Annotated in this window: 25 protein-coding genes; 11 read left to right on the top strand and 14 right to left on the bottom strand. The window is 56.0% G+C overall.

Annotation, left to right across the window (positions count from 1 at the left end; all coding sequences use genetic code 11):
- The first annotated feature begins 4 nt into the window (after positions 1-4).
- The 5 genes from FHS72_RS13110 to FHS72_RS13090 all read left to right on the top strand — a co-directional run bounded on the left by FHS72_RS13110 (position 5) and on the right by FHS72_RS13090 (position 5,059).
- Positions 5-640, top strand: coding sequence for a dihydroxy-acid dehydratase (locus FHS72_RS13110; RefSeq protein WP_183529863.1), 636 nt, complete (start codon positions 5-7; stop codon positions 638-640).
- 91 nt (positions 641-731) lie between these two features.
- Positions 732-1,481, top strand: coding sequence for a DUF6478 family protein (locus tag FHS72_RS13105; protein ID WP_246414672.1), 750 nt, complete (start codon positions 732-734; stop codon positions 1,479-1,481).
- A gap of 13 nt (positions 1,482-1,494) precedes the next feature.
- Positions 1,495-1,863 carry a hypothetical protein gene (locus tag FHS72_RS13100; protein WP_183529858.1) on the top strand — a complete coding sequence of 123 codons (369 nt, stop codon included), beginning with the start codon at positions 1,495-1,497 and terminating at the stop codon, positions 1,861-1,863.
- 97 nt (positions 1,864-1,960) lie between these two features.
- The gene (locus FHS72_RS13095; protein WP_183529856.1) at positions 1,961-3,985 is read left to right on the top strand and encodes an NADPH-dependent 2,4-dienoyl-CoA reductase; all 2,025 of its coding nucleotides are present in this window, start codon (positions 1,961-1,963) and stop codon (positions 3,983-3,985) included.
- 165 nt (positions 3,986-4,150) lie between these two features.
- Positions 4,151-5,059: a LysR family transcriptional regulator gene (locus FHS72_RS13090; RefSeq protein ID WP_183529854.1), complete on the top strand. Its 909-nt coding sequence runs from the start codon at positions 4,151-4,153 to the stop codon at positions 5,057-5,059.
- Positions 5,060-5,159: 100 nt separating this feature from the next.
- Here FHS72_RS13090 and FHS72_RS18615 read toward each other — a convergent pair whose 3' ends face one another.
- Genes FHS72_RS18615 through FHS72_RS13070 form a run of 4 tightly spaced genes read right to left on the bottom strand, consistent with a single transcriptional unit; the run spans position 5,160 to position 8,124 of the window.
- A complete protein-coding gene (locus tag FHS72_RS18615; protein ID WP_183529852.1) occupies positions 5,160-6,077 on the bottom strand; it encodes an OmpA family protein in 918 nt (305 codons plus the stop codon).
- Positions 6,078-6,109: 32 nt separating this feature from the next.
- Positions 6,110-6,676: a peroxidase-related enzyme gene (locus FHS72_RS13080; RefSeq protein WP_183529850.1), complete on the bottom strand. Its 567-nt coding sequence runs from the start codon at positions 6,674-6,676 to the stop codon at positions 6,110-6,112.
- A 3-nt stretch (positions 6,677-6,679) separates the two neighbouring features.
- Complete coding sequence (locus tag FHS72_RS13075) at positions 6,680-7,405, bottom strand: GNAT family N-acetyltransferase (protein WP_183529848.1); 726 nt, start codon at positions 7,403-7,405, stop codon at positions 6,680-6,682.
- Complete coding sequence (locus tag FHS72_RS13070) at positions 7,402-8,124, bottom strand: competence/damage-inducible protein A (protein WP_183529846.1); 723 nt, start codon at positions 8,122-8,124, stop codon at positions 7,402-7,404. Before FHS72_RS13070 ends, FHS72_RS13075 begins: the two co-directional genes overlap by 4 nt.
- 40 nt (positions 8,125-8,164) lie before the next feature.
- On the opposite strand from FHS72_RS13070, the gene sfsA reads away from it, so the two are divergent.
- Positions 8,165-8,866 carry a DNA/RNA nuclease SfsA gene (gene sfsA / locus FHS72_RS13065; RefSeq protein ID WP_183529950.1) on the top strand — a complete coding sequence of 234 codons (702 nt, stop codon included), beginning with the start codon at positions 8,165-8,167 and terminating at the stop codon, positions 8,864-8,866.
- 107 nt (positions 8,867-8,973) lie between these two features.
- The gene (gene map / locus FHS72_RS13060; protein ID WP_183529844.1) at positions 8,974-9,786 is read left to right on the top strand and encodes a type I methionyl aminopeptidase; all 813 of its coding nucleotides are present in this window, start codon (positions 8,974-8,976) and stop codon (positions 9,784-9,786) included.
- A gap of 6 nt (positions 9,787-9,792) precedes the next feature.
- Here the strand turns inward: map and FHS72_RS13055 are convergent, their stop codons facing one another.
- Genes FHS72_RS13055 through FHS72_RS13045 form a run of 3 tightly spaced genes read right to left on the bottom strand, consistent with a single transcriptional unit; the run spans position 9,793 to position 12,610 of the window.
- Positions 9,793-10,848, bottom strand: coding sequence for an HAD family hydrolase (locus tag FHS72_RS13055; protein WP_183529842.1), 1,056 nt, complete (start codon positions 10,846-10,848; stop codon positions 9,793-9,795).
- A complete protein-coding gene (gene rsmD / locus FHS72_RS13050) occupies positions 10,845-11,405 on the bottom strand; it encodes a 16S rRNA (guanine(966)-N(2))-methyltransferase RsmD (RefSeq protein WP_183529840.1) in 561 nt (186 codons plus the stop codon). Before rsmD ends, FHS72_RS13055 begins: the two co-directional genes overlap by 4 nt.
- Positions 11,402-12,610: an NAD(P)/FAD-dependent oxidoreductase gene (locus tag FHS72_RS13045; protein WP_183529838.1), complete on the bottom strand. Its 1,209-nt coding sequence runs from the start codon at positions 12,608-12,610 to the stop codon at positions 11,402-11,404. The genes rsmD and FHS72_RS13045 overlap by 4 nt, the downstream gene beginning before the upstream one ends.
- 86 nt (positions 12,611-12,696) lie before the next feature.
- Here FHS72_RS13045 and FHS72_RS13040 point away from each other — a divergent pair, with 86 nt between their 5' ends.
- Positions 12,697-13,185: a peroxiredoxin gene (locus FHS72_RS13040; RefSeq protein WP_183529836.1), complete on the top strand. Its 489-nt coding sequence runs from the start codon at positions 12,697-12,699 to the stop codon at positions 13,183-13,185.
- 37 nt (positions 13,186-13,222) lie between these two features.
- Here FHS72_RS13040 and FHS72_RS13035 read toward each other — a convergent pair whose 3' ends face one another.
- Genes FHS72_RS13035 through FHS72_RS13005 form a run of 7 tightly spaced genes read right to left on the bottom strand, consistent with a single transcriptional unit; the run spans position 13,223 to position 19,890 of the window.
- Positions 13,223-14,071, bottom strand: coding sequence for a mechanosensitive ion channel family protein (locus FHS72_RS13035; protein ID WP_183529834.1), 849 nt, complete (start codon positions 14,069-14,071; stop codon positions 13,223-13,225).
- A 2-nt stretch (positions 14,072-14,073) separates the two neighbouring features.
- Positions 14,074-14,373 carry a 4a-hydroxytetrahydrobiopterin dehydratase gene (locus FHS72_RS13030; protein WP_183529832.1) on the bottom strand — a complete coding sequence of 100 codons (300 nt, stop codon included), beginning with the start codon at positions 14,371-14,373 and terminating at the stop codon, positions 14,074-14,076.
- The gene (locus FHS72_RS13025; RefSeq protein WP_183529830.1) at positions 14,370-15,548 is read right to left on the bottom strand and encodes a GNAT family N-acetyltransferase; all 1,179 of its coding nucleotides are present in this window, start codon (positions 15,546-15,548) and stop codon (positions 14,370-14,372) included. The genes FHS72_RS13030 and FHS72_RS13025 overlap by 4 nt, the downstream gene beginning before the upstream one ends.
- Before the next feature lie 30 nt (positions 15,549-15,578).
- The gene (locus tag FHS72_RS13020) at positions 15,579-16,331 is read right to left on the bottom strand and encodes a glycerophosphodiester phosphodiesterase family protein (RefSeq protein WP_183529828.1); all 753 of its coding nucleotides are present in this window, start codon (positions 16,329-16,331) and stop codon (positions 15,579-15,581) included.
- Positions 16,328-16,792 (bottom strand): RidA family protein, encoded by a 465-nt coding sequence (locus FHS72_RS13015; RefSeq protein WP_183529826.1) that lies wholly within the window; start codon positions 16,790-16,792, stop codon positions 16,328-16,330. The genes FHS72_RS13020 and FHS72_RS13015 overlap by 4 nt, the downstream gene beginning before the upstream one ends.
- 54 nt (positions 16,793-16,846) lie before the next feature.
- Positions 16,847-18,154, bottom strand: coding sequence for an HlyD family type I secretion periplasmic adaptor subunit (locus FHS72_RS13010; protein ID WP_183529824.1), 1,308 nt, complete (start codon positions 18,152-18,154; stop codon positions 16,847-16,849).
- On the bottom strand, positions 18,151-19,890 hold the full coding sequence (locus tag FHS72_RS13005) for a type I secretion system permease/ATPase (protein WP_183529822.1): 1,740 nt from the start codon (positions 19,888-19,890) through the stop codon (positions 18,151-18,153). The genes FHS72_RS13010 and FHS72_RS13005 overlap by 4 nt, the downstream gene beginning before the upstream one ends.
- Positions 19,891-20,046: 156 nt before the next feature.
- Between FHS72_RS13005 and FHS72_RS13000 the strand changes: the two genes are divergently transcribed.
- The 3 genes from FHS72_RS13000 to FHS72_RS12990 are packed head-to-tail and all read left to right on the top strand — an operon-like array spanning position 20,047 to position 21,706.
- Complete coding sequence (locus tag FHS72_RS13000; protein ID WP_183529820.1) at positions 20,047-20,772, top strand: MlaA family lipoprotein; 726 nt, start codon at positions 20,047-20,049, stop codon at positions 20,770-20,772.
- On the top strand, positions 20,772-21,356 hold the full coding sequence (locus FHS72_RS12995; RefSeq protein ID WP_183529818.1) for an MlaC/ttg2D family ABC transporter substrate-binding protein: 585 nt from the start codon (positions 20,772-20,774) through the stop codon (positions 21,354-21,356). The genes FHS72_RS13000 and FHS72_RS12995 overlap by 1 nt, the downstream gene beginning before the upstream one ends.
- Positions 21,356-21,706: a hypothetical protein gene (locus FHS72_RS12990; protein WP_183529816.1), complete on the top strand. Its 351-nt coding sequence runs from the start codon at positions 21,356-21,358 to the stop codon at positions 21,704-21,706. The genes FHS72_RS12995 and FHS72_RS12990 overlap by 1 nt, the downstream gene beginning before the upstream one ends.
- The last annotated feature ends 10 nt before the right edge of the window (positions 21,707-21,716 follow it).

Below are 21,716 nucleotides of genomic sequence, written 5' to 3'. Positions count from 1 at the left end.
TCCAGTGTTCGGTTTTGTAAGTAAGTATATAGTATTCGGCGCGACCCTCTTGGTTGCGGGTTGCGCTGAACTGGGTTCATTGGGGGCGCCGACGCCTCCTACTCCGGCAATCGCGCTTTTTGGTGGTGATGTGATCGCGGCTGTACCCGAAGGGTATTGCATCGAAACCAAAGCCAGCAAGCCGCGCACAGGTTTTGCAGTTATGGTCGCCTGTGAGGTGATCGCGGGCGTGAATGACCGTCCGCGACTGAACGGTTTTGCCATCGTGCAGGTAGGTGAAGCGGGCAGTGCTGCGGTCGCGAGCGATCCAAATGCGTTTCAGGCGTTCCTGGGCACAACGGCAGGCGAAAACTTGCTGAGTGTGAATGGCAACGCCGGCACCGTCACTGTCAGCGGTTTTAAGCAAACATCTGGGGCGGTCACCGTGCAGTTCACGGACGAGGCAGCACCACCCGTTTCGGGTCTACAGACCACCGAATGGCGTGCATTTGTTGATGTTAAGGGTCGGCTTACGACAATCGCTGTGCGGGGATTGGCAGGAATGCCGCTGTCTGCATCCGAAGGTCAGGCATTGCTGGAAAGCGTGCTGCGGTCGATGCTTGCGATCAATCAACCTCAGGTAGTATCAATCGAAACCTGAACGGTATTTCCTTTTTGGCAACAGTTTGACAGGTAGAGTGAGAGCACCCATCTGAAAGGGTTTCTGTGTGGCACGTGAACGGTTTGGTTTGTTGAATAAAATTTTGCATCATCGTGCCTTGGCGCGATGGATGGCGGCTGCGCGTGACGTGGAACATGCGGATCTGGCGACGCTGCGCGAGCAACGTAATCGGGCGCGGCAGATGCGTAGCGCTGTAGACCGCGTGATTTATGTGGCCGAAAGCCGTCTGGCGCTGCCGCTGATTGGCTCGAACATCTTTAGCAAGCCGCCCAGCACGAAATGGGCATGGCGACCGACGCTTTGGCGTGGTCCGATTTCGCCCAAGGGGCAGGCTGGCATCGAGAATGGCGATTATATCGGCAGCGACATTAAGGTGTTCCACGATTGCAGCCATTCCGAACTGACGCTGCGCCAAATTCGAAACACCCGCGAGCAGGATCTCGCGCCGTTTGGGCTGCAAATGGATGTGCTTGGTTTTGACGGCAGCTTTTTGTCGGTTGTGATTGATCTGCCCAAGGATGCGGCTGACGGTTTGCGCAAGCGCGACATTGTCCGCGTCCAAGGTTTGATCGGGACAGAGCGGCCAGCGACCGTGTATGCACGGCTCAACATCAAATACGGGCCGAACACCGAACAATTGGTCCAAGAATTGCCGCTGCAGGATCGCGAAGTCGCGGTCGATTTTGATCTGGCCTACGCCGATCTGAACGAAAACCGGATCGATAGCATGTGGCTTGATCTGATCTTTGAAGACCCCGCAATGAACCAGCTGCGCATCCGTGATCTGACCTTCTACCGCTATCCACGCGCCGATTTGTGAAAAGGACCTTAGGATGACCGACTTTACATTGGTTAAAAACCGTTTGAGCGCGGGCGTTTGGGACGGCACGCTGACCGGACCCGTCGATGCGTCCCCTGTTCTGGTGATGCGTCACAACGATGAAATTGTGCCGGGCCTCGCCATCGAAAAGCTGGCAGAGGGCAGGTGGTTTGTGCAGGCACCTGTGCCTGTCGATCTGATCAACGACGACGTCCAGACCTTTGTAATCGTCGACGAATCGACCAACGCGATTTTGAACAGCTTTACCGTGTTTGCGGGCGATCAGATGTCAGACGAAATGCAGGTCGAGCTTGATCTGCTACGCGCCGAGTTAGATATTCTGAAGCGAGCGTTTCGCAAGCATTGTATCGAGACCGCTTAACCCGCATTTGTTATGTCAGATGCCAAGATGACGCCGCGTTTAGGATGACGTGCGCGTCAACTGCGACCAAGGTGTCAGCAACTTTGGGAGAAATGACATGACAACCTATCCGCACCTGCTTGCTCCGCTTGATCTGGGTTTTACGACGCTCAAGAACAGGGTGCTGATGGGGTCGATGCATACTGGTCTTGAGGAAACGAAGGACTGGAACCGCGTCGCTGAATTTTACGCGACTCGTGCGCGTGGCGGTGTGGCGTTGATGGTCACGGGCGGCATGGCCCCCAACAAGGAAGGCGGGGTTTTTCCTGGTGCGGCTGGTCTGTTCAACGAAGACGATATCGCGAACCACAAGATTGTGACGGACCGCGTACATGAGGCCGGCGGCAAGATCGCGATGCAAATTCTGCACGCAGGACGCTATGCCTACAGCCCAGAATGCGTGTCTGCCTCGGCTGTGAAGTCCCCGATTTCGCCTTTCCCGCCCAAAGAATTGGATGCTGACGGGATCGAAAAACAGATCAGCGATATGGTGACGGCTGCGACCCGTGCGCAAGAAGCCGGTTATGATGGCGTCGAAGTCATGGGGTCCGAAGGCTATTTCCTCAACCAGTTTCTCGTCACGCACACTAATAAACGGGACGACGCTTGGGGTGGATCATATGAAAACCGGATGCGTTTGCCCGTCGAGGTCGTCCGCCGCGTCCGCGAGGCTGTCGGTACTGATTTCATCGTGATCTACCGCCTCAGCATGATTGACCTGATCCCAAACGGGTCCACGTGGGCCGAAGTCGTGCAGCTTGCCAAAGCGATTGAAGCCGCAGGTGCCACGATCATCAACACTGGTATCGGCTGGCACGAGGCACGGATTCCGACGATTGCCACCTCTGTTCCGCGCCGCGCGTTTTCCTGGGTGACGAAAAAACTGATGGGTGAGGTAAAGATCCCTGTCATCACGTCAAACCGCATCAACACGCCGGACGTGGCCGAAGGTGTGCTGGCAGATGGTTGCGCTGATATGGTCAGCATGGCGCGTCCGTTCCTTGCCGACCCTGATTTCGTGGCAAAAGCCGCCGCTGGTGATGCGGCGAAAATCGCACCCTGCATCGCCTGTAACCAAGCCTGCCTTGACCACACATTTAGCGGCAAAATGTCGACATGCCTCGTGAACCCGCGTGCGTGCTATGAAACTGAACTGGTCGTGACGAGATCCGCCGCCCCCAAATCCATCGCGGTCGTCGGCGCCGGGCCTGCTGGTCTGGCTGCGGCGTTGACGGCGGCAGAGGCCGGACATGACGTCACGATTTTCGACAAAGCGTCAGAAATTGGCGGGCAATTGAACATGGCCAAACAAGTCCCCGGCAAAGAAGAATTCTGGGGTCTCGTCGACTATTACCGCACTTCGGTCGCGGACGCAGGCATCACAGTGCGGCTTGAAACAACAGCCGACGTCGATGCACTGGCCGATTTCGACGAAGTAATCATCGCCACAGGCGTCATACCCCGCGATCCCGCAATTTCCGGCCAAGATGGGCCGAACGTCCTGTCATACATTGATGTGCTGCGCGGCAAGGCCCCCGTTGGCGACAAAGTTGCGGTGATCGGTGCAGGCGGCATCGGTTTTGACGTCGCTGAATTCCTCGTGACGGGTGATAGTCCGACTGAAGACCTTGATGCTTGGCTCGAAGAATGGGGCGTTGGTGATCCCGAAAACGTGCGTGGTGGTGTGCGCGTCGAAGGACCGAAACCCGATGCACCTGTGCGTGAGGTGACGTTGTTACAGCGCAAGGCGCAAAAGCTCGGCAAGAACTTAGGTAAAACGACAGGTTGGATTCACCGCGCTGGGCTTCAGATGAAGAACGTGAAGATGATCGGCGGCGTTAACTATGAAAAGATCGACGCTGACGGGCTGCATGTCAGCTACGGCAAGGCGCGTGAAAACCCGTCTGTGATTGCCGTGGATACGATTGTCCTTTGCGCAGGACAGGTGCCGGAACGGTCGCTTGCCGATGATTTGATGGCCAAAGGGCGGCCAGTTCACATCATTGGCGGGGCTGATGTGGCGGCTGAATTGGATGCAAAGCGGGCGATTGACCAAGGGACGCGGCTGGCCGCTGCGCTGTAACGGTTTTGTCGCGGGATATGGGAAATAGCTAAAAACATTAACGTTTTCGTTTCCCATACCGCGACAAAGCGCTGCAATACCCCGTTATTGTCAGGCCCTCGTCCCATTCCTGCCTGAATTGAGCTTCAAAAGGGTCCTCAGAAATAGCCAGAATGAGGATCGCGTATGGATCGCCTGACAGAAATGGAAGCCTTTGCCACGGTCGTAGACCAAGGTGGCTTCACAGACGCGGCCAAGAAGATGGGGATTTCCAAATCCGCTGTCTCAAAGCACGTATCTTCCTTGGAAGCCCGCCTTGGTGCGCGGCTTTTGAACCGAACGACCCGCAGGGTGAGCCCGACAGAAATCGGCCTTGCCTATTATGACCGCGCCCGCCGCGTTCTGAATGACGCTGGTGAAGCCGACGCTTTGGTCACGTCCATGCAATCCGCACCGTCTGGCTTGTTGCGGATTTCGGTCGCGACCGACTTTGGGGTCAACTATTTGTCACCTGTTTTGGGTGAATTCCTGTCGGAATTCTCTGATATCACAGTGAACATGGTCCTAAATAACCGCTACGTCGAACTGATCTCCGAAGGGTTCGACATGGCCGTGCGCATCGGTGAACTAGAAGACAGCACACTGCGCGCTCGGAAATTGACCGAGACATCCAAACGCATGATCGCGAGCCCTGCTTACTTTGAGCAGTACGGCCGCCCCGAAAAGATCGACGATCTGAACGAGCATAAACTGCTACATTATTCCAACCAAGCGAACTCTGCCGTTTGGAAATTGACTGCCCCGTCAGGTGAAAAACGCCAAGTGCGCACCGCTGGTTGGTTGACCGTGAACGATGGGCAATCCTTGTTGAACGCTTGTGTCGGTGGGCTTGGCATCGCTTATTTGCCTAGCTTTCTTTACGCTGATGCGATGGAACAAGGTCTGGTCGAGGTCGCTATTCCTGACCTGCCTGTCGAAACCCAAGGCGTCTATGCAGTCTATCCGCCGGGCCGTTTCACGCAGCCAAAAGTTCGCGCGTTCATCGATTTTCTCGTCCATTCGTTTGCCGATAAAGGCCCCGACGTTTGGAAGTAACGCTCTGATATTCCCCGGTGTTTGACACCTGCCTAGGCGCTGCTCTTTCCCCAGAGTAGCGCCTTTTTTCTATGTTCACCTTGCCTATGAAGGGTGCGATTTAATCAATTTCCGTGCTGGTGATAATCGCTTCGACACGGCGGTTCGCATCGCGTCCCGCATCGGTCAGGTTGTTTCCAACAGGAGATAAATACCCCATGCCCTGCGCATCAAGCTGGCTGGGCGGAATGTCATATCGGTTGATCAGGCGCTGCCGCACGGCGCGTGCGCGTCGTTTGGACAGCGCGATGTTTCCATCTAACGAACCGGATGCATCGGTGTGGCCAACAAGTGCGATTTGCAAGCTCGGGTTCGCCTGTAAATACGCGGCCAAGGTTTTGAGCGATGCGTATGTTTCGTCGGCCAAATCGGCAGAGCCGTTCGCAAAGCTCAGGTCATCCAGAACGGTACGTCCGACGCTATTCAACGCGGTGGTCATATCGGGGGTGGTGCTGTCTGTGGGCGCCGGTTTCGCCGTGGCAGTGATGGCGCTGCCTTGCGTAGATACGCGCCCTACATCGCCACCGTTCGATATCCGGTCGATCTGAACGTACGCGGCGTTGCCAATTTGGCTGGTCAGAATGGCGACGTAATCGGGCCCGTTTTCGTCTGTTTTCGTACCTGCCCAATACCGAAAATCGCCTAGATTGACCTGCATGTCAGGCGGTGGCAGCACGTCGATTGCAAAACGAAAATCGAAGCCGCCACAGGTAGTATCAACGCAGGTGAAAACGACATCGTATCCATCAGCGATCAACTGGTCGCGCAACGGTTGAAGAATTTGTAACGTGGTTAGGCCCGCCGCAGAGATTTTCCAGCCACTTTGCGCAAGCGTCCCTTCGGCCATGATATTTGGCAAGGCGCCGTCTGACCAAGCTCCGGTCGCCACCCGTAACGTGTTCGGCGCACCCGCCTCTTGGTGGGTCGCGACGGCATTGCCGGGCATGGTCAGGTCTTGGGCCATGACGATGCGAGGCACGCATAACGCTAGGAAAAGACAAGATTTACCGATCATCGCGATTGGCTGTGATACCCGTCATTCGGGCGCATATCGGTCGCGGACGCCACGCGGTTGGTCATGTTAAAGAACGCAGCAACGTTAGATATGTCCCAAATGTCACGGTCCGAAAACCCGACAGTGCGCAGCGTGTCGCGATCTTCTTCGATGATTGTGGCGCTTGCGATCGTGATCTTTTCAGCGAAACCCAGCATCGCGGTTTGCCGTGCGTCCAGATCAGCGACGCGCCAGTTCATCACCAGCATTTCGCCTAAGGCCGGATCGCCAGACAATTCGCGCACAGCGGCACCGTGGGCCGTCAGGCAATAGAAACATTTGTTGATTGACGACACAACAACAGCAATCATTTCGCGTTCAAGTTTGCTTAACCCGCTGCCTGCGAGCATCAGATCGTTATACAGCGTTGTAAATGCGTTCAACTTGTCGATGTCAAAAGCGTAGGCCTGTAACACATTGGGAATCATACCCAATTTTTCTTGGCAAACGTCGAAATACTTCTGCGTGGCGTCCGGTAACGGGTTCACCATCGGCAGGTCTAGGGCTGTTACTTTGTCAGTCATGGGTCAGTCCAGCTTGATACGGTAATGATACTGTCCCACAACCTGCATCCCAAGGGAAGCATAGAGCGCGTTTGCGCCAATGTTCGCCTGTGTCGCAAGCAAAGATAGGTGGCTGGCCCCTTGGGATCGCGCCCAAACGGCTGTGGCTTGGGTCAGGTGCTTGCCAAGCCCTTGGCGACGGTCGGCAGGGGCGATTTCGAGCGCGTGCAGCATTGCAATATTGTTGTGAATACCTGCGAAAACAGTGCCAGCGGGGCGGTCATTTGCACGCCCGAGGAACGTGCTTTTGCGGCACATGGCGCGGTCCATGATTGCCAAACGCGGCGCGTCAATACCGCCTTGTGCCCAGATTTCATGTTGGGCCTGCAGCGGCGGCCAAACTTGAAAGCATGTGATCGGTGGCGGTTTGTTCGCGGCGATTTCCGCAAGAGGTGCGGCGTAAAGGTTCACCGGATCTTTGATGATGTAACCCGCATCGGCGAGCATCGCATCAAGCACGTCATCGCCATCGCGGATCATGAACAAGCGGGGCTGATCGCGTTTCCGCATCTCGGTTTCGGCCAAACGCAGGTCGTCAATCTTTGCAGGATATCTTGCAGTTGTCGCGCTGACGCGGCTACCGCCAAGCAATCCGCTACGGATCAGCCAAGGCCCGACGCCGGTTGTGTCGGCTGCAGGCCAAGTCGCGTCGATCACGTCATACAGCGTGTGAACCGAAGGTAGCGTCATGCGGCAAAGATCGCCGTGAGAGCTGTCATCGCGACGTCGAGCCGGATCGCATCGGTGCCGCGCACGACGATATTGGACCCGTAAACGCCGTCTTTTTGAAACGGATATGATCCAACAGACAAGTCGCTGAAGTCTTGCGCAAATTGTGCCAATGGTCCCGCGATATCGCCTTCACCGCGTTGCACGCGCAGGGTCTGCGACAACAGCGGTGCGCCGCCTTTCAGCGTTGGCAGCACGGTCGCGACCATGGCTTGGAATACCGATGGGACCCCAGCCATGACATGCACGTTTTGAATGGTAAAACCGGGGGCCACGCTGACGGGGTTGTCGATCAGCGTGGCACTGTCGGGGATGCGGGCCATGCGCAGGCGGGCGTCGTTCAGTTCCTGACCGTTGCGTTCGTAATGTGCGGCAAGCAGGGCGCGGGCGTCGTCGCGCACGTCGATGTGGTCGTCAAAAGCCTGCGCGATGCAATCTGCGGTGATGTCGTCGTGGGTCGGGCCGATGCCGCCGCTGGTGAAAACACTGTCGTAGGCTGCCGAGAGTGCCTTGACCGCTGCGACAATCGCGGGTGCATCGTCACTGACGACGCGCACTTCTTTGAGGTCGATGCCCGCTTCGGTCAATTGCCCAGCGAGGTAATGCGTGTTCGCGTCGCGGGTGCGGCCCGATAGGATTTCATCGCCGATGACTAGCATCGCGGCTGTTGGGTTCGGCATCGGTGGTCTCCTTGATGTTGTCCATGTTATAGGGCGGCTTATGCAGTTTGCCACGCCTCTTATCCCCGCCCGCCTCATCCGCCGCTACAAGCGGTTTTTGTCAGATATGCGGCTGGACGACGGGACCGAAGTCGTCGCCCACTGCGCGAACCCCGGCTCAATGATGGGGCTGGCAGAACCGGGTATGAAGGTTTGGCTGGAACCGAATGACGATCCAAAGAAAAAGCTGAAATACGGCTGGCGGCTGGTGGATCACGAGAACGGACATTTTACAGGTGTTGATACATCGGTGCCGAATCGCGCCTTAAAAGCGGCGTTTATGGCACATCAGGTGGCCGGATTGGATTATGATTTGGTGCGTCCCGAAGTCAAATACGGCGAAAATTCCCGCATTGATTTTCTGCTGACAGGGCAGGGGCCGGATACCTATGTCGAGGTGAAAAGCGTGACGTTGTCGCGAAAGGCGGGACTGGCCGAGTTCCCCGATTCAGTGACGACGCGGGGGGCAAAGCACCTACGCGAGTTGTCGCAGATGGTCCGCGACGGGCACCGCGCTGTGATGTTGTACTTGGTGCAGCGGACGGATTGCGCGGGCTTCACCTTGGCCGCGGACATCGACGCCGCTTATGCGCAGGCGTTTCGCGATGCACGGGCGGCTGGGGTTGAGGTGATGGTGTTTGATTGTGCGATTTCGCCGCTGGGTGTTGATATTCGCAACCCGTTGGATTTTGTTGCGCCTTAGGATGCCTTCGGCGAGGATTTGGAAGACGTCAAAGAAACGAAGTGTCGCGCCCTACTGGTTTTGTTGGGCGTGATCGCTTATGTCGCGGAAAAGGTGTTGAGGACGATATGATGACGAACAAAGGCAGCGTGACCAAAGACGGTATTCGGATCTATGATGCGGATGGTTTTGCCGGCATGAACAAGGCTGGCCGTTTGGCCGCGCAAATTCTGGATGATGTTGCTGCATTGGTCGCGCCGGGCGTTGCGACCGCGGCGTTGGATCAGTTCATCACGGAGCAGGTCGAGCTTGCCGGTGCGACCTCTGCGACCATTGGGTACAAAGGGTATCAGCACGCGAGCTGTATTTCTGTGAACCATGTCGTGTGTCACGGTATTCCGGGCGAAAAGGTTCTTAAGGACGGTGATATTTTGAATATCGACGTCACGGTTATCGTTGATGGTTGGTTCGGCGATACGTCGCGGATGTATGTTGCGGGCAAGATGTCGCGCAAAGCAGAGCGACTGGTGCAGGTCACGCATGACGCGCTGATGAAGGGAATCGAGGCCGCAAAGCCTGGCAATACCTTTGGTGATATTGGCCATGCGATCCAAGCTTACGCTGAGAGCAACCGTATGTCTGTGGTCCGCGATTTTTGCGGTCACGGGCTAGGGCGCGTGTTCCATGCGCCCCCAAATGTGCTGCACTACGGACGCGCTGGTACAGGTGCTGTGCTGGAAGAGGGCATGTTCTTTACCATCGAGCCGATGATCAACTTGGGTCGCCCAGAGACCAAGGTACTGGCCGATGATTGGACCGCCGTCACACGCGACAAGAGTCTATCGGCCCAGTTCGAGCATTCCATCGGGATCACCGCGCAAGGAGCGGAAATCTTTACGCTGTCGCCATCGGGCAGGTTCCACCCGACTTACGAGGTTTAAGCGACCTTATTTGATCGGCGTTATGGCGTCCTTTGTCGCATTTGGCAGCAGCGAATTGTGGGTTCTGTTTGGTGTGCCAACAGTCGAGGACGTCGTCCAGGGTTGTGCAACGATCCCGCCCATGTAGGCGTCCCTGATGATAGCGGGGCGGTTGTTGATCTTTGCGAGGATGCCACCACAAGAATAGCTTTGGCTTTCGCCCTCAATGCGGAACCCGAAACCACCACTGAGATCGGTGTTGAATGTGTGGATTTTGCGCCCGTCGCCGTCGACTGCGGTGCGACAGCAATCGTCGCAAAAGTGCCAAGGATAGCGGGCGTAGAATGTGCGTTCTACGCCGCAACCGGGGCAAAAATGGTCGGGCTGTTCGGGTATTGCAGTGGCGGCAGGCGCTGCGGGTTCGGATGATAACGCGGGCATCGCCACGCCGATCAGCCCTGCAATTTCCCGCATCGACCCGACTTTATCCACGGCCAATTCACCCAGCTGCGTGAACTTGCGGCTTGGATCGAAACCGAACGTGCGCACGCCCGCAGCCAAGCCAGCACTTGCCCCTGTTGCGCTGTCATCGATGAACACCGTCTCGTCCGCCGTGACGCCAGCAACCTGCATCGCGTGCAGGATCATGTCTGGCGCGGGTTTTGGCGTGTAGTCGTGGCCAGAGTAAATCTGCCTGCCAAAGCGGGCTTTTAGGCCCGACGGGGCCAACGTGATTTCCATCTTGTCCAACGGCCCGTTTGAGGCAATCGCAATCGCGATCCCTTGGGCGGCAAGCGCGTCGAGGAAAACATCAACCTCGTCGAAAACCCTGACGCCGTAGCTTAATTCTTTGAACATCTTGGCGTAGATCGTTTCGACCCAATCGTTGGGGATGGCGGCCCCCATTTTGCGGGCGCGTTTTGACACAGCTTCGATGGTTCCGCCGACGAATAGCTCGCCGATGTCATGGTCGCTTAACGTCAAACCGCGCTTCACAAGATCAGAGGCAATGACCCGATTTGTCGTAGGTTCCGTATCCACCAGAACGCCATCGCAATCGAAAATAACAAGTTTGACGGTCATACGTTCGGCTCCAGTAGTGTGATCCATGTGTCGCCGTAGCGCCGTTGGTCGAGTTTGCGAAAGCCCGGTGGTGCGGGCAGGGCGGTGTTGTCTTCCAGCACGATCAGCGCGTTGTCTGCGATCCATCCAGCGGATTTGGCAGCGCGTAAGGCGGCGGGACCGAGGCCCTGACCATAGGGCGGGTCAGCGAAAATCAGGTCGCAAGGGGTATCCGCAAGCGGCAGGTTATTGGTGTCGCAGGTCAGTAGCTTTGTGTCCGAACCGCGCCTACATTTGTTGATATTCTCGGTAATCAGCTTTTGCGCGACACGTCCGCTATCGACGAACGTGGCATATGCGGCACCGCGCGATAGCGCCTCTAGCCCTAATGCGCCGGTGCCTGCGAACAAGTCCAACACACGCGCCCCGTCGATGGGATTTCCGTATTTGCCGCCCTGTAATACATTGAACAGGCTCTCGCGCACGCGATCAGATGTGGGCCGCAAATGCGCTGCTACATCGCCTTTTCCCACGTCGGTCAAGTTCAACCCGCGATGCTGTCCGCCAATGATCCTCATGCTTTAAGCAGTGCTTTCATGTCGGTATCGGGGTCGGTGATCTGATTGGGTGCGGGGCTTTTGCCTGCTTCAATCAAGCGTTTTCCGATCATGTAGTTGCGCGCGTCGTTCATTGCATCAACGGCAATCAACTGGTTGCCTTTGTAATACCAATGCGACCGTGCATCGCCTGTCACGCGCGCATAAACTGCGTCGTATCCAGCGTTCAGGCCCGCGATTTGCAATTTACAATCGTATTGATCTGACCAGAACCAAGGCGTGGGCACATAAGGCGTCGCAGCCCCGATGATGTTTTTCGCAACTATTTCTGCGTGATCAATGGCGTTACCGACGCTTTCGATCCTGACCTGCTGACCGTTCAGCGGCGCAGAGGCGCAATCGCCCGCCGCCCAAATCGCAGGGTTAGACGTCTGGCCCATCGCGTTGGTGGCAATACCGTTGTTGATAGTCAAACCAGCCGCTTCGGCAAGGATCGTGGCAGGCGTAATGCCAACGCCGACAACCGCGAAATCGACAGGTATTTCTGTGCCATCGTTGAGGACCGCACCTGTGACCGTGTCGTTGCCGACTAAGCGGTCCAAACCGATGCCTTCGAGGACTTTCACACCATGCGCGGTATGCAATGCGCGGAAGTAGTCAGAGGTTTGTGGGGCAGCAACGCGCTGCAAAATCCGCTCTGACATCTCGACCAAGGTCACATCAACGCCGCGTTTGGCAGCGACGGCAGCGGCCTCTAACCCGATATAGCCCCCGCCGATGATCAACGCCTTTTTGCCCGACGCGAATGCAGGCGCCATTGCGTCCGCATCAGCCAGATCGCGCACGGAAAACACGTTGTTCAGATCGCCACCAATAGCGCTGGGCAAGGTCCGAGGACGCGCGCCAGTGGTCAGAACGAGGTGATCGTAGCTTAACACTTCGGTATTTTCGAGCGTCACGGTTTTCGCAGAGGGATCAATCGCAGTCGCTCGTGTGGACAGGCGCAGCGTGATATCGTTGTCGGCGTAAAAACTGGCAGGGCGCAGATACAGCCGCTCTTCTGCCATTTCCCCCAGTAAATAAGCCTTTGACAGCGGTGGGCGCTGATATGGCGGCACAGGTTCACCGCCGACAAGCGTGATTTCGCCGTCAAATCCGTCGGTGCGCAGCTTTGCAACACAAGATGATCCGGCTTGGCCTGCACCGATGACGACGACATGTGACATACAATTGTGTCCTTGATCTGGTTTTGATTACTCGCCAAGCCTATATTGTTGGCGACAACAGGTGCAATCAAAACAAGGACGTATTCATGACGATTTCAAAAGGGGCGACACTGCCCGACGCTACACTGCTGTTTATGGGCGAAGAAGGTCCTGCCAGCGTTCAGTTGTCAGAAAAACTGACAGACCGCAAAGTTGTGATCTTCGGCTTGCCGGGTGCCTACACTGGCGTTTGCACAACGTCGCACGTGCCTAGCTTTATGCGGACCAAGGACGATTTTGCGGCCAAAGGCGTTGATGAAATCATCTGCGTATCGGTTAACGACCCGTTTGTGATGCAGGCGTGGGGCGAAAGCACGGGTGCTGCTGAAGCGGGCATCACGATGCTGGGCGACGCCGACGGCGCGTTCACCAAAGCCATCGGCATGGATTTTTCGGCACCACCAGCGGGCCTGATCGGGCGTTCAAAGCGCTATGCAATGGTTGTGGATAACGGCGTTGTCACAGCACTGGGCGAAGAATCGAGCCCCGGTGAATGTGATATCTCTGGCGGTGAATCACTGCTGGCGATGATCTAAAGAAAAAGGGCGCGGTTTTGACGCCGCGCCCAAACTATCAGTCTTCTTTGACTTGAATAAGCGTTCTTGTCGGGAACGGAATGTCGATCCCGCCCGCATCCAACGCCTCTTTGACGCGCCGCTTCATGTCCGCTTGGAACTGGAAGTAGACGGCTGAATCGCACCAAACGCGCACCAAGAAATCAACCGAACTGTCGTTCAAATTGTTGACCTGCACAAAGGGTGCGGGCTCTGCGTGGGACCGTTCATCTGCCAAGATCGTATCGTGAATGATCTGCTCAGCGTCCTTGAGGTTCGCGCCGTAGCCTACGCCAAACGTCCATTCCGCACGACGAGTCGTGTAAACCGAATAGTTCTCGATCGTGTTGCCCCATACTTCAGAGTTTGGAATGATGATCTGCACGTTTCCGACAGACGCGAGTTCGGTGTAATTCAACGTAATGTCTTTCACGGTGCCCATTCTACCGTTCACTTCGACAAAATCTCCCAGTTTAATCGGGCGGAAAAAGATGATCATCACGCCAGCGGCGACATTCGACAACGTACCTTGCAACGCCAGACCGATGGCGAGACCAGCGGCACCGACAACAGCGACAAACGATGTGGTTTGCACGCCGAAGGTGTTGAGAACAAACAGGAATGCAAAGCCAATGATGACGTAGCGGGCGATATTCCCAAGGAAGTTGAACAGCGTTTCGTCAAGGTGTTTGTACTGCTCACCCAACCGGCCAAGCCTGCGCCGTGCCCACCCGCCGATCATAAATCCGACAATCAGGATCACCAGCGCGGCGACAACCGACCCGAAAACCGAGGCAAGAAATTCAACAGTAAACAAGTCGGCGAGCGTTTTGCCGTCGACAATTTCAGTATTTAACAAGTCTTCCATAGTTATCCTTTAGCCAGCGCATCCATTTTTGCGCCTAATTTCGCGTCCAAAACGCTTAACCCGTCGCAATCATGCGTGATCAGTGTCACGTCGACGGTTTTGTAAACGTTCGACCACTCGGGGTGGTGGTTCAATTTCTCGGCCCAGATAGCAGCTTGAGTCATAAATCCAAAGGCCGCGACGAAATTCCCGAAAACATATGTCTTTTGGATCGCATCACGCCCGTTAACCATGGTCCAGCCGTTCGCCAAAAGCGGTGCAATCAGTGTGTCGCGTTCTGCTGTGGTCAATGCGTCGGTCATTGTTGTTCCTCACGATTTTCGCGTTTGAATGGACCGTAACTGGTCAGGATTTCGATTTCGTTATCCACCGCGTCGCGCTCGGCCTCTAGGTAATTGCCGACGGCATCGCGAAACCCTGCGTCACTGAACCAATGCAATGAATGGGTCGCGACAGGCAAATAGCCCCGCGCAAGTTTGTGTTCGCCCTGTGCGCCCGCCTCTACGCGCGCCAGCCCGTGTTCAATGGCGTAGTCAATCGCGCGGTAATAGCACAACTCGAAATGCAAACAGGCGTGGTGTTCAATACAGCCCCAATAGCGCCCGTATAGCGTTTCGCGCCCGATAAAGTTCAATGCCCCCGCCACATATTGTCCGTCACGCACCGCCAGTGACAGCAACATATCATAGCGCAATGTCTCTTGGGCGATGTCGAAAAATCCACGCGTCAGGTAGGGCGTCCCCCATTTGCGGTTTCCGGTGTCCTGATAAAACTGCCAGAACGCATCCCAATGTTCGGGCTGAATAGCGTCGCCCGTCAGCATCAGAATATCACCGCCAAAGCTATTCGCCTGCGCACGTTCCTTGCGGATGTTCTTGCGTTTGCGACTTGCAAGGCTGCCGAGAAATCCGTCAAAATCCGCGTAACCGTCGTTTTCCCAATGAAACTGCTGCCCAATGCGAGGCAGTAGGCCCATTTCCTCGCCTGCAATTGCCTCGGCTTCGGTGCAGAATGTCACGTGGACCGACGATAGTTGATTATCTGCCGCAATCTGGATCGCGCCTTGGACAATAGCGGACATGCCGACGACTTCAAAACCGGGACGTGTCAGAAATCGGCGTCCCGTTGCAGGCGTAAACGGCACGGCGAGTTGCAGTTTCGGGTAGTAGCGACCACCCGCATTCTCAAACGCATGGGCCCAGTTGTGATCGAAGATATATTCGCCCTGCGAATGACCTTTGGCATAAAGCGGCGCGACAGCGATCACCTGACCATTAACCTTTGCGGTTAAATAACGCGGCTGCCAGCCCGTGCCGGAACCAACCGACCCGCTGTCTTCTAATGCCTTGATAAAGCGATAGGTTGTGAACGGATCGTAAGGACGCCCGTCTTCGGGACACGCGCAGGCATCCCAATCGACCTGCGCAATTGTGCTCAGGTCGGGATGGGCGTTAATCTCGATTGCGTCGTCAGTCATAGTCTTGATTTGTGCGCAATTGGGTGGGGGTCAAGCGAGATAGCCTTCAAAAGTCACGTTATCCGCAACTTTTCGTGCCTCCGCCTCTTGTTCGGGCGATTTGATCGTCCAACACAGCACATTCGCACCCGCAGCCTTCAGATTGGCAACGCGATCACGCCCCAGATCGCGGGCTTCGTGGCTGATAAAGCTGGCACCAATGCGGTCGTAATCGGGAATATCACGCAATCGATCACGCACATCGGCAGGAATCGTGGGCCAATCTGTAGCGGTATAATCCGACGTGACAATGCCGCGCGGGATGGTCGGGGCGGCGACACCAAACGCCATAACCGCATGTGGATTGAACGACATAATCGCGACGTCGCCTTTGTAATCCGCGAGGGCATCAGCCGCGACCTGCTGCAAAAGTCCGACGTTTTCGCCCATCTGATGGTCTTGATCCTTGATCTCAACCAGCAACGGAACGCGGCCATTCACCAGCGCCAGCACCTCTGCAAATGTCGGAATACCCGTAGCCCCGCCCGTCAGCATAATCTGCCCCAACTCAGCGGCAGTGCGCATCGCGACAGGCCCGGTTTCAGCCGTCAAACGCCCCAAGTGATAGTCGTGAAACACCATCGGCACACCGTCTTGCGACAGCTGCAAATCAATCTCGATACCGTAGCCGGCATCAATCGCAGCCGTGATCGCCTCGATTGAGTTTTCGGGGCGACCATCGGTTTTGTCATGCAAAGCGCGGTGCGTGATCGGCTTTGTTAGGAAGGATGCAGGCAGCTTCATTTGATCTGAAACACCGCGTCGATTTCAACAGCAACGCCGAGCGGAAGGCTAGGTGCGCTGACGGCTGCACGCGCGTGTCGGCCTATGTCGCCCAACGCCTCAACGAGAAAATCAGACGCGCCGTTAATCACTTTGGGTTGGTCGGTGAAATCAGGGGTCGAGTTCACAAAACCACCCAGTTTCACCACACGTACCAAACGATCTAGATCACCGTCGCAAGCGGCTTTCAACTGCGTTAACAGGTTGATCGCGCAGGTTTTTGCGGCGGCAATCCCTTGGTCAACCGTATAGTCGTCCCCCAGTTTTCCGGTCAAAGGCCCTGTCGCGTCCATCGCAATCTGGCCCGACACAAACACCAAATCACCCGCGATCACATAGGGGACGTAGTTGCCCGCAGCGGCTGGCGCATCGGGTAAAGTCACGCCGAGTTCGGCAAGTTTGGTTTCAATCACAGACGACATGGCGTTCTCCTTGATGTTTGGGTGAACGCTATCGTTGGGCGCAGGCAGGCGCAATCACGACTCGCGAAATGCCTTGGCGAAATAATCAGCAAGCGGCTTGATCAGATAGTCCATCGGGCTGCGATCTGCGGTGCGGACAAAAGATTCCACAGGCATACCGGGGATCAGGGTCATATCGGCAGGCAGTCGGTCGATCTCACCTTCGTTTAGGCGCAGTTCTACACGGTAAAATGGCGCGACATTGCTATCATCCTGAAACGCATCAGCCGAAATCAGCGTGACCTTGCCGAACAATTCCGGCGTGCGGCGTTGATCAAAGGCGGAAAAGCGCATCGTCGCCTCTTGGCCGACGTAGATCTGATCCACGTCCGTCAGTTGGACTTGGGCGGCAATCACAAGCGGGCGGTCTTGCGGCACAAGAAACATCACCGGATCAGCGGCGCGAATGACCGATCTTTCTGCAAATACCTGTAATCCGTAGACAATTCCGGCCAATGGCGCACGAATGTCAAGCCGATCCAGCTGTTGGGTCAGCGTGCGCTGCCGTTCTGTCAGTTCCAGTTCGTTGAATTGCAGATCGCGTAGGCGCGTGATTGCTTCTTCGCGGCGGGTGGTGTCGAGCGTCAGAACTTCGATCTCGATCTCGGTAATTTGCTCGGCGGCTTGCGCCTCGGATGCGACAAGCTCCCCCAAATCCCCTAGCAGATTAGCCTCTTCGCGCTGCAAGATGGAAACGCCGCTGGCCTGTGCCAAGCCCCGCTCAAGAAGCGTCTGCTGTGCGGCCAGTTCCTGCGTAATTAACTCTTGTTGACGGGCGACCGCGTCGCGTTGCGCCGCTATGCCGCCAATCTGGCTCACGATCTGCGCACGGCGCTGGGCGAGCTGTTCTTTGGTCTTAGCTGACGATTCTAATCGCGCTTCGAACAGGCGTTCTTGCCCGGCAATCAGACTTTCGATTTCAGGTCGATCAAAGGAATACAGCACCTCTGGAAAGGTGATGGAATCGCTCGCATCGCGCTCTGCCTCTAGCCGTCCGCGACGCGCCAAAATTTCAAACAACTGGCCTTCGACGATAGCCAATTCCGACCGCAACGCATCGGAATCCAATTGAATAAGCAGGTCTCCGGCAGCAACAGTATCGCCTTCCTTGACCAAAATCGCTTCGACGACGCCGCCGTCAGGGTGTTGAATAACTTGCCGGTTGCGGTCGACTTCGATCTGGCCGGATGCAATCACAGCGCCAGTGATCTGCGCCACCACGGCCCACGTTCCAAAGCCACCAACCAGCACCAGCATCGCCAGCAAACCGATGGTCATTGGTCGCAAGACTGACCAGCGTTTATTCAGGGTTTGGTCGCTCATGATACGCCCGCCCCTTTGCCTGAAGTTTGTTTGATTTGATCGGCATTCTTAACCATTTCTTGTAGCACTTGATCCTTGGGCCCAAAGGCCCGCCGTGCCCCGTTTTCAATCACGAGCAGCAAATCGCACTCTTGAATCGCGTTCGGACGATGTGCCATGATAAAGACGATTTTACCTTCTTCTTTACACAGCCGGATCGCGTTGTTCAGCGCATTTGACCCTTCGTTATCAAGGTTCGAATTCGGCTCGTCCAGCACCAGCACAACCGGATTGCCGTACATCGCACGCGCCAGACCGACCCGTTGGATTTGACCACCAGACAGGCGACCACCGTTCGATGTGACCCGCGTGTCGTACCCGTCAGGCAGATTTAAAATCATCTCGTGCGCAGCCGCTTTTTTGGCAGCAGCAACCACGGCGGCGTCATCCGGCTGCATCGACATGCGGGCGATGTTTTCCTTAATCGTCCCGTCAAATAGCTGCACCCGCTGGGGTAAATACCCGATATGCTGTCCCAAAACGTCTGGGTTGTATTGATCCAGCGCCGCGCCATCGAGCCTGATTTTCCCGCCAGCAGGACGCCAAACACCGGTTAACGCACGCGCAAGCGTCGTTTTTCCCGATCCAGAAGTCCCAATAACACCAACGGCTTGACCTGGTTGGACTGCGAAACTGATCATTCGCAGCGAAGCTGTTTGTTCACCCGGCGGGACGACCGTCACCTGATCCGCGATAATGCGGGCGGCGGGTTGCGGCAGCGTGGTACGGGCATCATCCTCTGGTACGTTGCCCAGCAGCGTTGATAGGTTTTTCCAGCCTTCGCGTCCTTTTTGGAACGTCGCAAATTGGCCGACGATCAGTTCGATCGGGGCCAACGCACGGCCCAGCAATATTGAACCAGCGATCATCGCACCGGGCGTCAACTCGCCACGCAGCACCAGATACGCACCCAGCCCCAACATCGCGGATTGCAAAAACAGGCGGAACGTCTTGGTCATCGCGCTGAACGTGCCAGCGCCATCAGCGGCGGCAATCGTGGCATCCAGCGACTGTGCACGGGCAATCTGCCACCGACTAAACGCAGCATCGCGCATCCCCAACGCATGAACCATCTCGGATTCCTGCCGGATTTGCGCTCCCATCGTCTCGGACTGGAATGTCGCGGCGTTGGCTTTTTGCAGTGGCTTGCGGGTGGTTAATTGGTTGGTGATCGCCACGGCGATCAAAATCACGCCGCCGACGATGCCTAAAAGGCCCATCAGAGGGTGAAAGATAAATATCCCTAGGAAAAACAACGGTGTCCACGGCAGATCGAACACGGCCATCAGGGCTGGCGAGGTGATCAATCGCTGCACGCTTTCCAGATCGCGCAAGCCTGTTGCAGCTTCGTTGCGGGCCTTGTTGATTGTCGATGCCTTGAGCACAGCAGCAAAAACACGGCGGTCCATGCCCGCTTGGAACCGTGCGCCAACGCGGGCCATGATCCGGCCCCGCACGTAGTCCATGATGCCCATCATGCCGTATAAAAACGCGACCAACACCGATAACGCGATTAACGTCTCTAGGCTGCGCGACCCCAAAACCCGATCATATACGTTCAACATATACAGCGGGCCGGTCAGCATCAGCATGTTCACAAAGAAACTGAAGACCGCAACCATCCAGTACAAGCCCCGGCTTTGTTTGCGGGTATTGGTTAATTCTGCACGGCCTTGTGCGGTCAACTTGTCTACCATTGGCGGTTCATCGCTCTTTGTACTTTTCGATACTACTTGCGGCATCTTTTGCGCGATAAAGCCTACAAAGCCACCGCAATCTAAGGTTATTGCAATTATAACGGACAAGCGTCACATCAAGAACACCTAATTATAAAGACTGAAGATATTGAAATTATGAAGATAGCTTTTGCCCTTTGCTTGACCCTCGCCAGCGTCGCTGCCTGCAGCACTGCCCCTGATGGTGCCACGGTGCATGACCCCTACGAGACGCGAAATCGTAGCGTGCACGAGTTTAACAAGCGTTTAACGGGTGGACTGGGTAGCGATGAAGACCGTAGTGGTCCGCGTATTCCACAGGATATCTCGGCCCGTTTGATCGATTTTGCTGATAACGTGGCGATGCCCGGTGTGATCCTGAACAACACGTTGCAGGGCGATTTCGTTGGCGCGACATCGAATACGATGCGGTTTTTGATTAACACCGTCTTTGGTGCGTTTGGGGTTTTTGACCCTGCCGACATTATGGGATTGGAAGAAATCGACGCCGATTTCGGGCAAACCCTTTCGGTTTGGGGCGCGCCAGAAGGTGCGTATCTCGAACTTCCGCTGCTGGGTCCATCGACCGAACGTGACTTTGCCGGTGATATTGTTGACGTGCTGATCGACCCGCTTGGGTTGTTCGTAACTGATGACCAATTGGTTGTGGCGTCTGTTGGCTCTATCGCGGGTCGGATCGCAAAAATCGACCAAGTTGGCGATACGATTGGTGATGTGCTAAACGAAAGCGCGGATTCTTATGCGCAGGCGCGGTTAATCTACCTGCAAAACCGTCGCTACGAACTGGGTATTGAAGCGGCCGAAGTCGCAGACCCCTACGCTGACCTATACGGAGACCAATAATGTTGAACCGTCGCCAAGTGATCATTGCTGCTGCCAGCGCAAGCATTCTGCCGCAAGCCGCCGCCGCTTTGTCGGTCAGTGAATCGCAATCCATCGTCGCTGCACTTGTGACCGAAGTGAACGCAGTCATCGCATCCGGCAAATCAGAGGCCGCGATGATTAGCGACTTTGCTGTGTTGTTTGACCGCTATTCCGACGTGCCAACAATCGCACGCTATTGCCTCGGGGCCGATGCCCGCAGCGCAAGCCCTGCCCAGATGCAAGCCTACACCGCAGCATTCCGTGGCTATATCGCCAGCAAATACGGGCGTCGTTTCCGTGAATTCGTCGGCGGCGAAATCATCGTCGAAGGTGCCGCACCCGTAAAAAGCTGGATTGAGGTCGAAACAACTGTGCAACTGCGCGGACGTTCACCACTACGCATGGATTTCCATGTCTCTGACCGATCTGGGTCGCACAAGTTCTTCAACTTCATCATTGAAGGCGTGAACATGTTGCTGACCGAACGGGCCGAAATCGGCGCGTTGCTGGATCGGCAAGGTCGCAACCTTGATGCGCTGACAGCAGAAATTGGGGCGGTGTGATGCGGTTCGCGGCACTTCTCGCCCTGCTGCCTGTCGCCGCGATGGCGGGGCCTTTTGATGGCACCTACAAACAGGTCGCCAACGCTGATTGCGCGAATGTCGGCGTGGACGGTGGTGCGCTAAAAATCGAAGACGGCATATTTTACGGTGTCGAGGTCGAATGCCGGATGAGCAGCCCTGTCGATGTGCTGCAAATGGATGCCAAACTTTACACCATGCAATGTTCTGGCGGTGATCAAGTCTGGGCCGAACGCGCCATGGTCATGGATGATGCCGAAGGGACCGGCATCATCATGGTATGGAACGGCTACGCCTTTGCCTATGCGCGGTGTGACCCCGAAGGGTCATAACCACCCCGCG

The sequence above is a fragment of the Yoonia ponticola genome, assembly GCF_014199395.1.
Classification (GTDB): domain Bacteria; phylum Pseudomonadota; class Alphaproteobacteria; order Rhodobacterales; family Rhodobacteraceae; genus Yoonia; species Yoonia ponticola.
The sequence above is the reverse complement of the archived record's forward strand: the minus strand, read 5'-3'. Positions and strand labels throughout refer to the sequence as shown.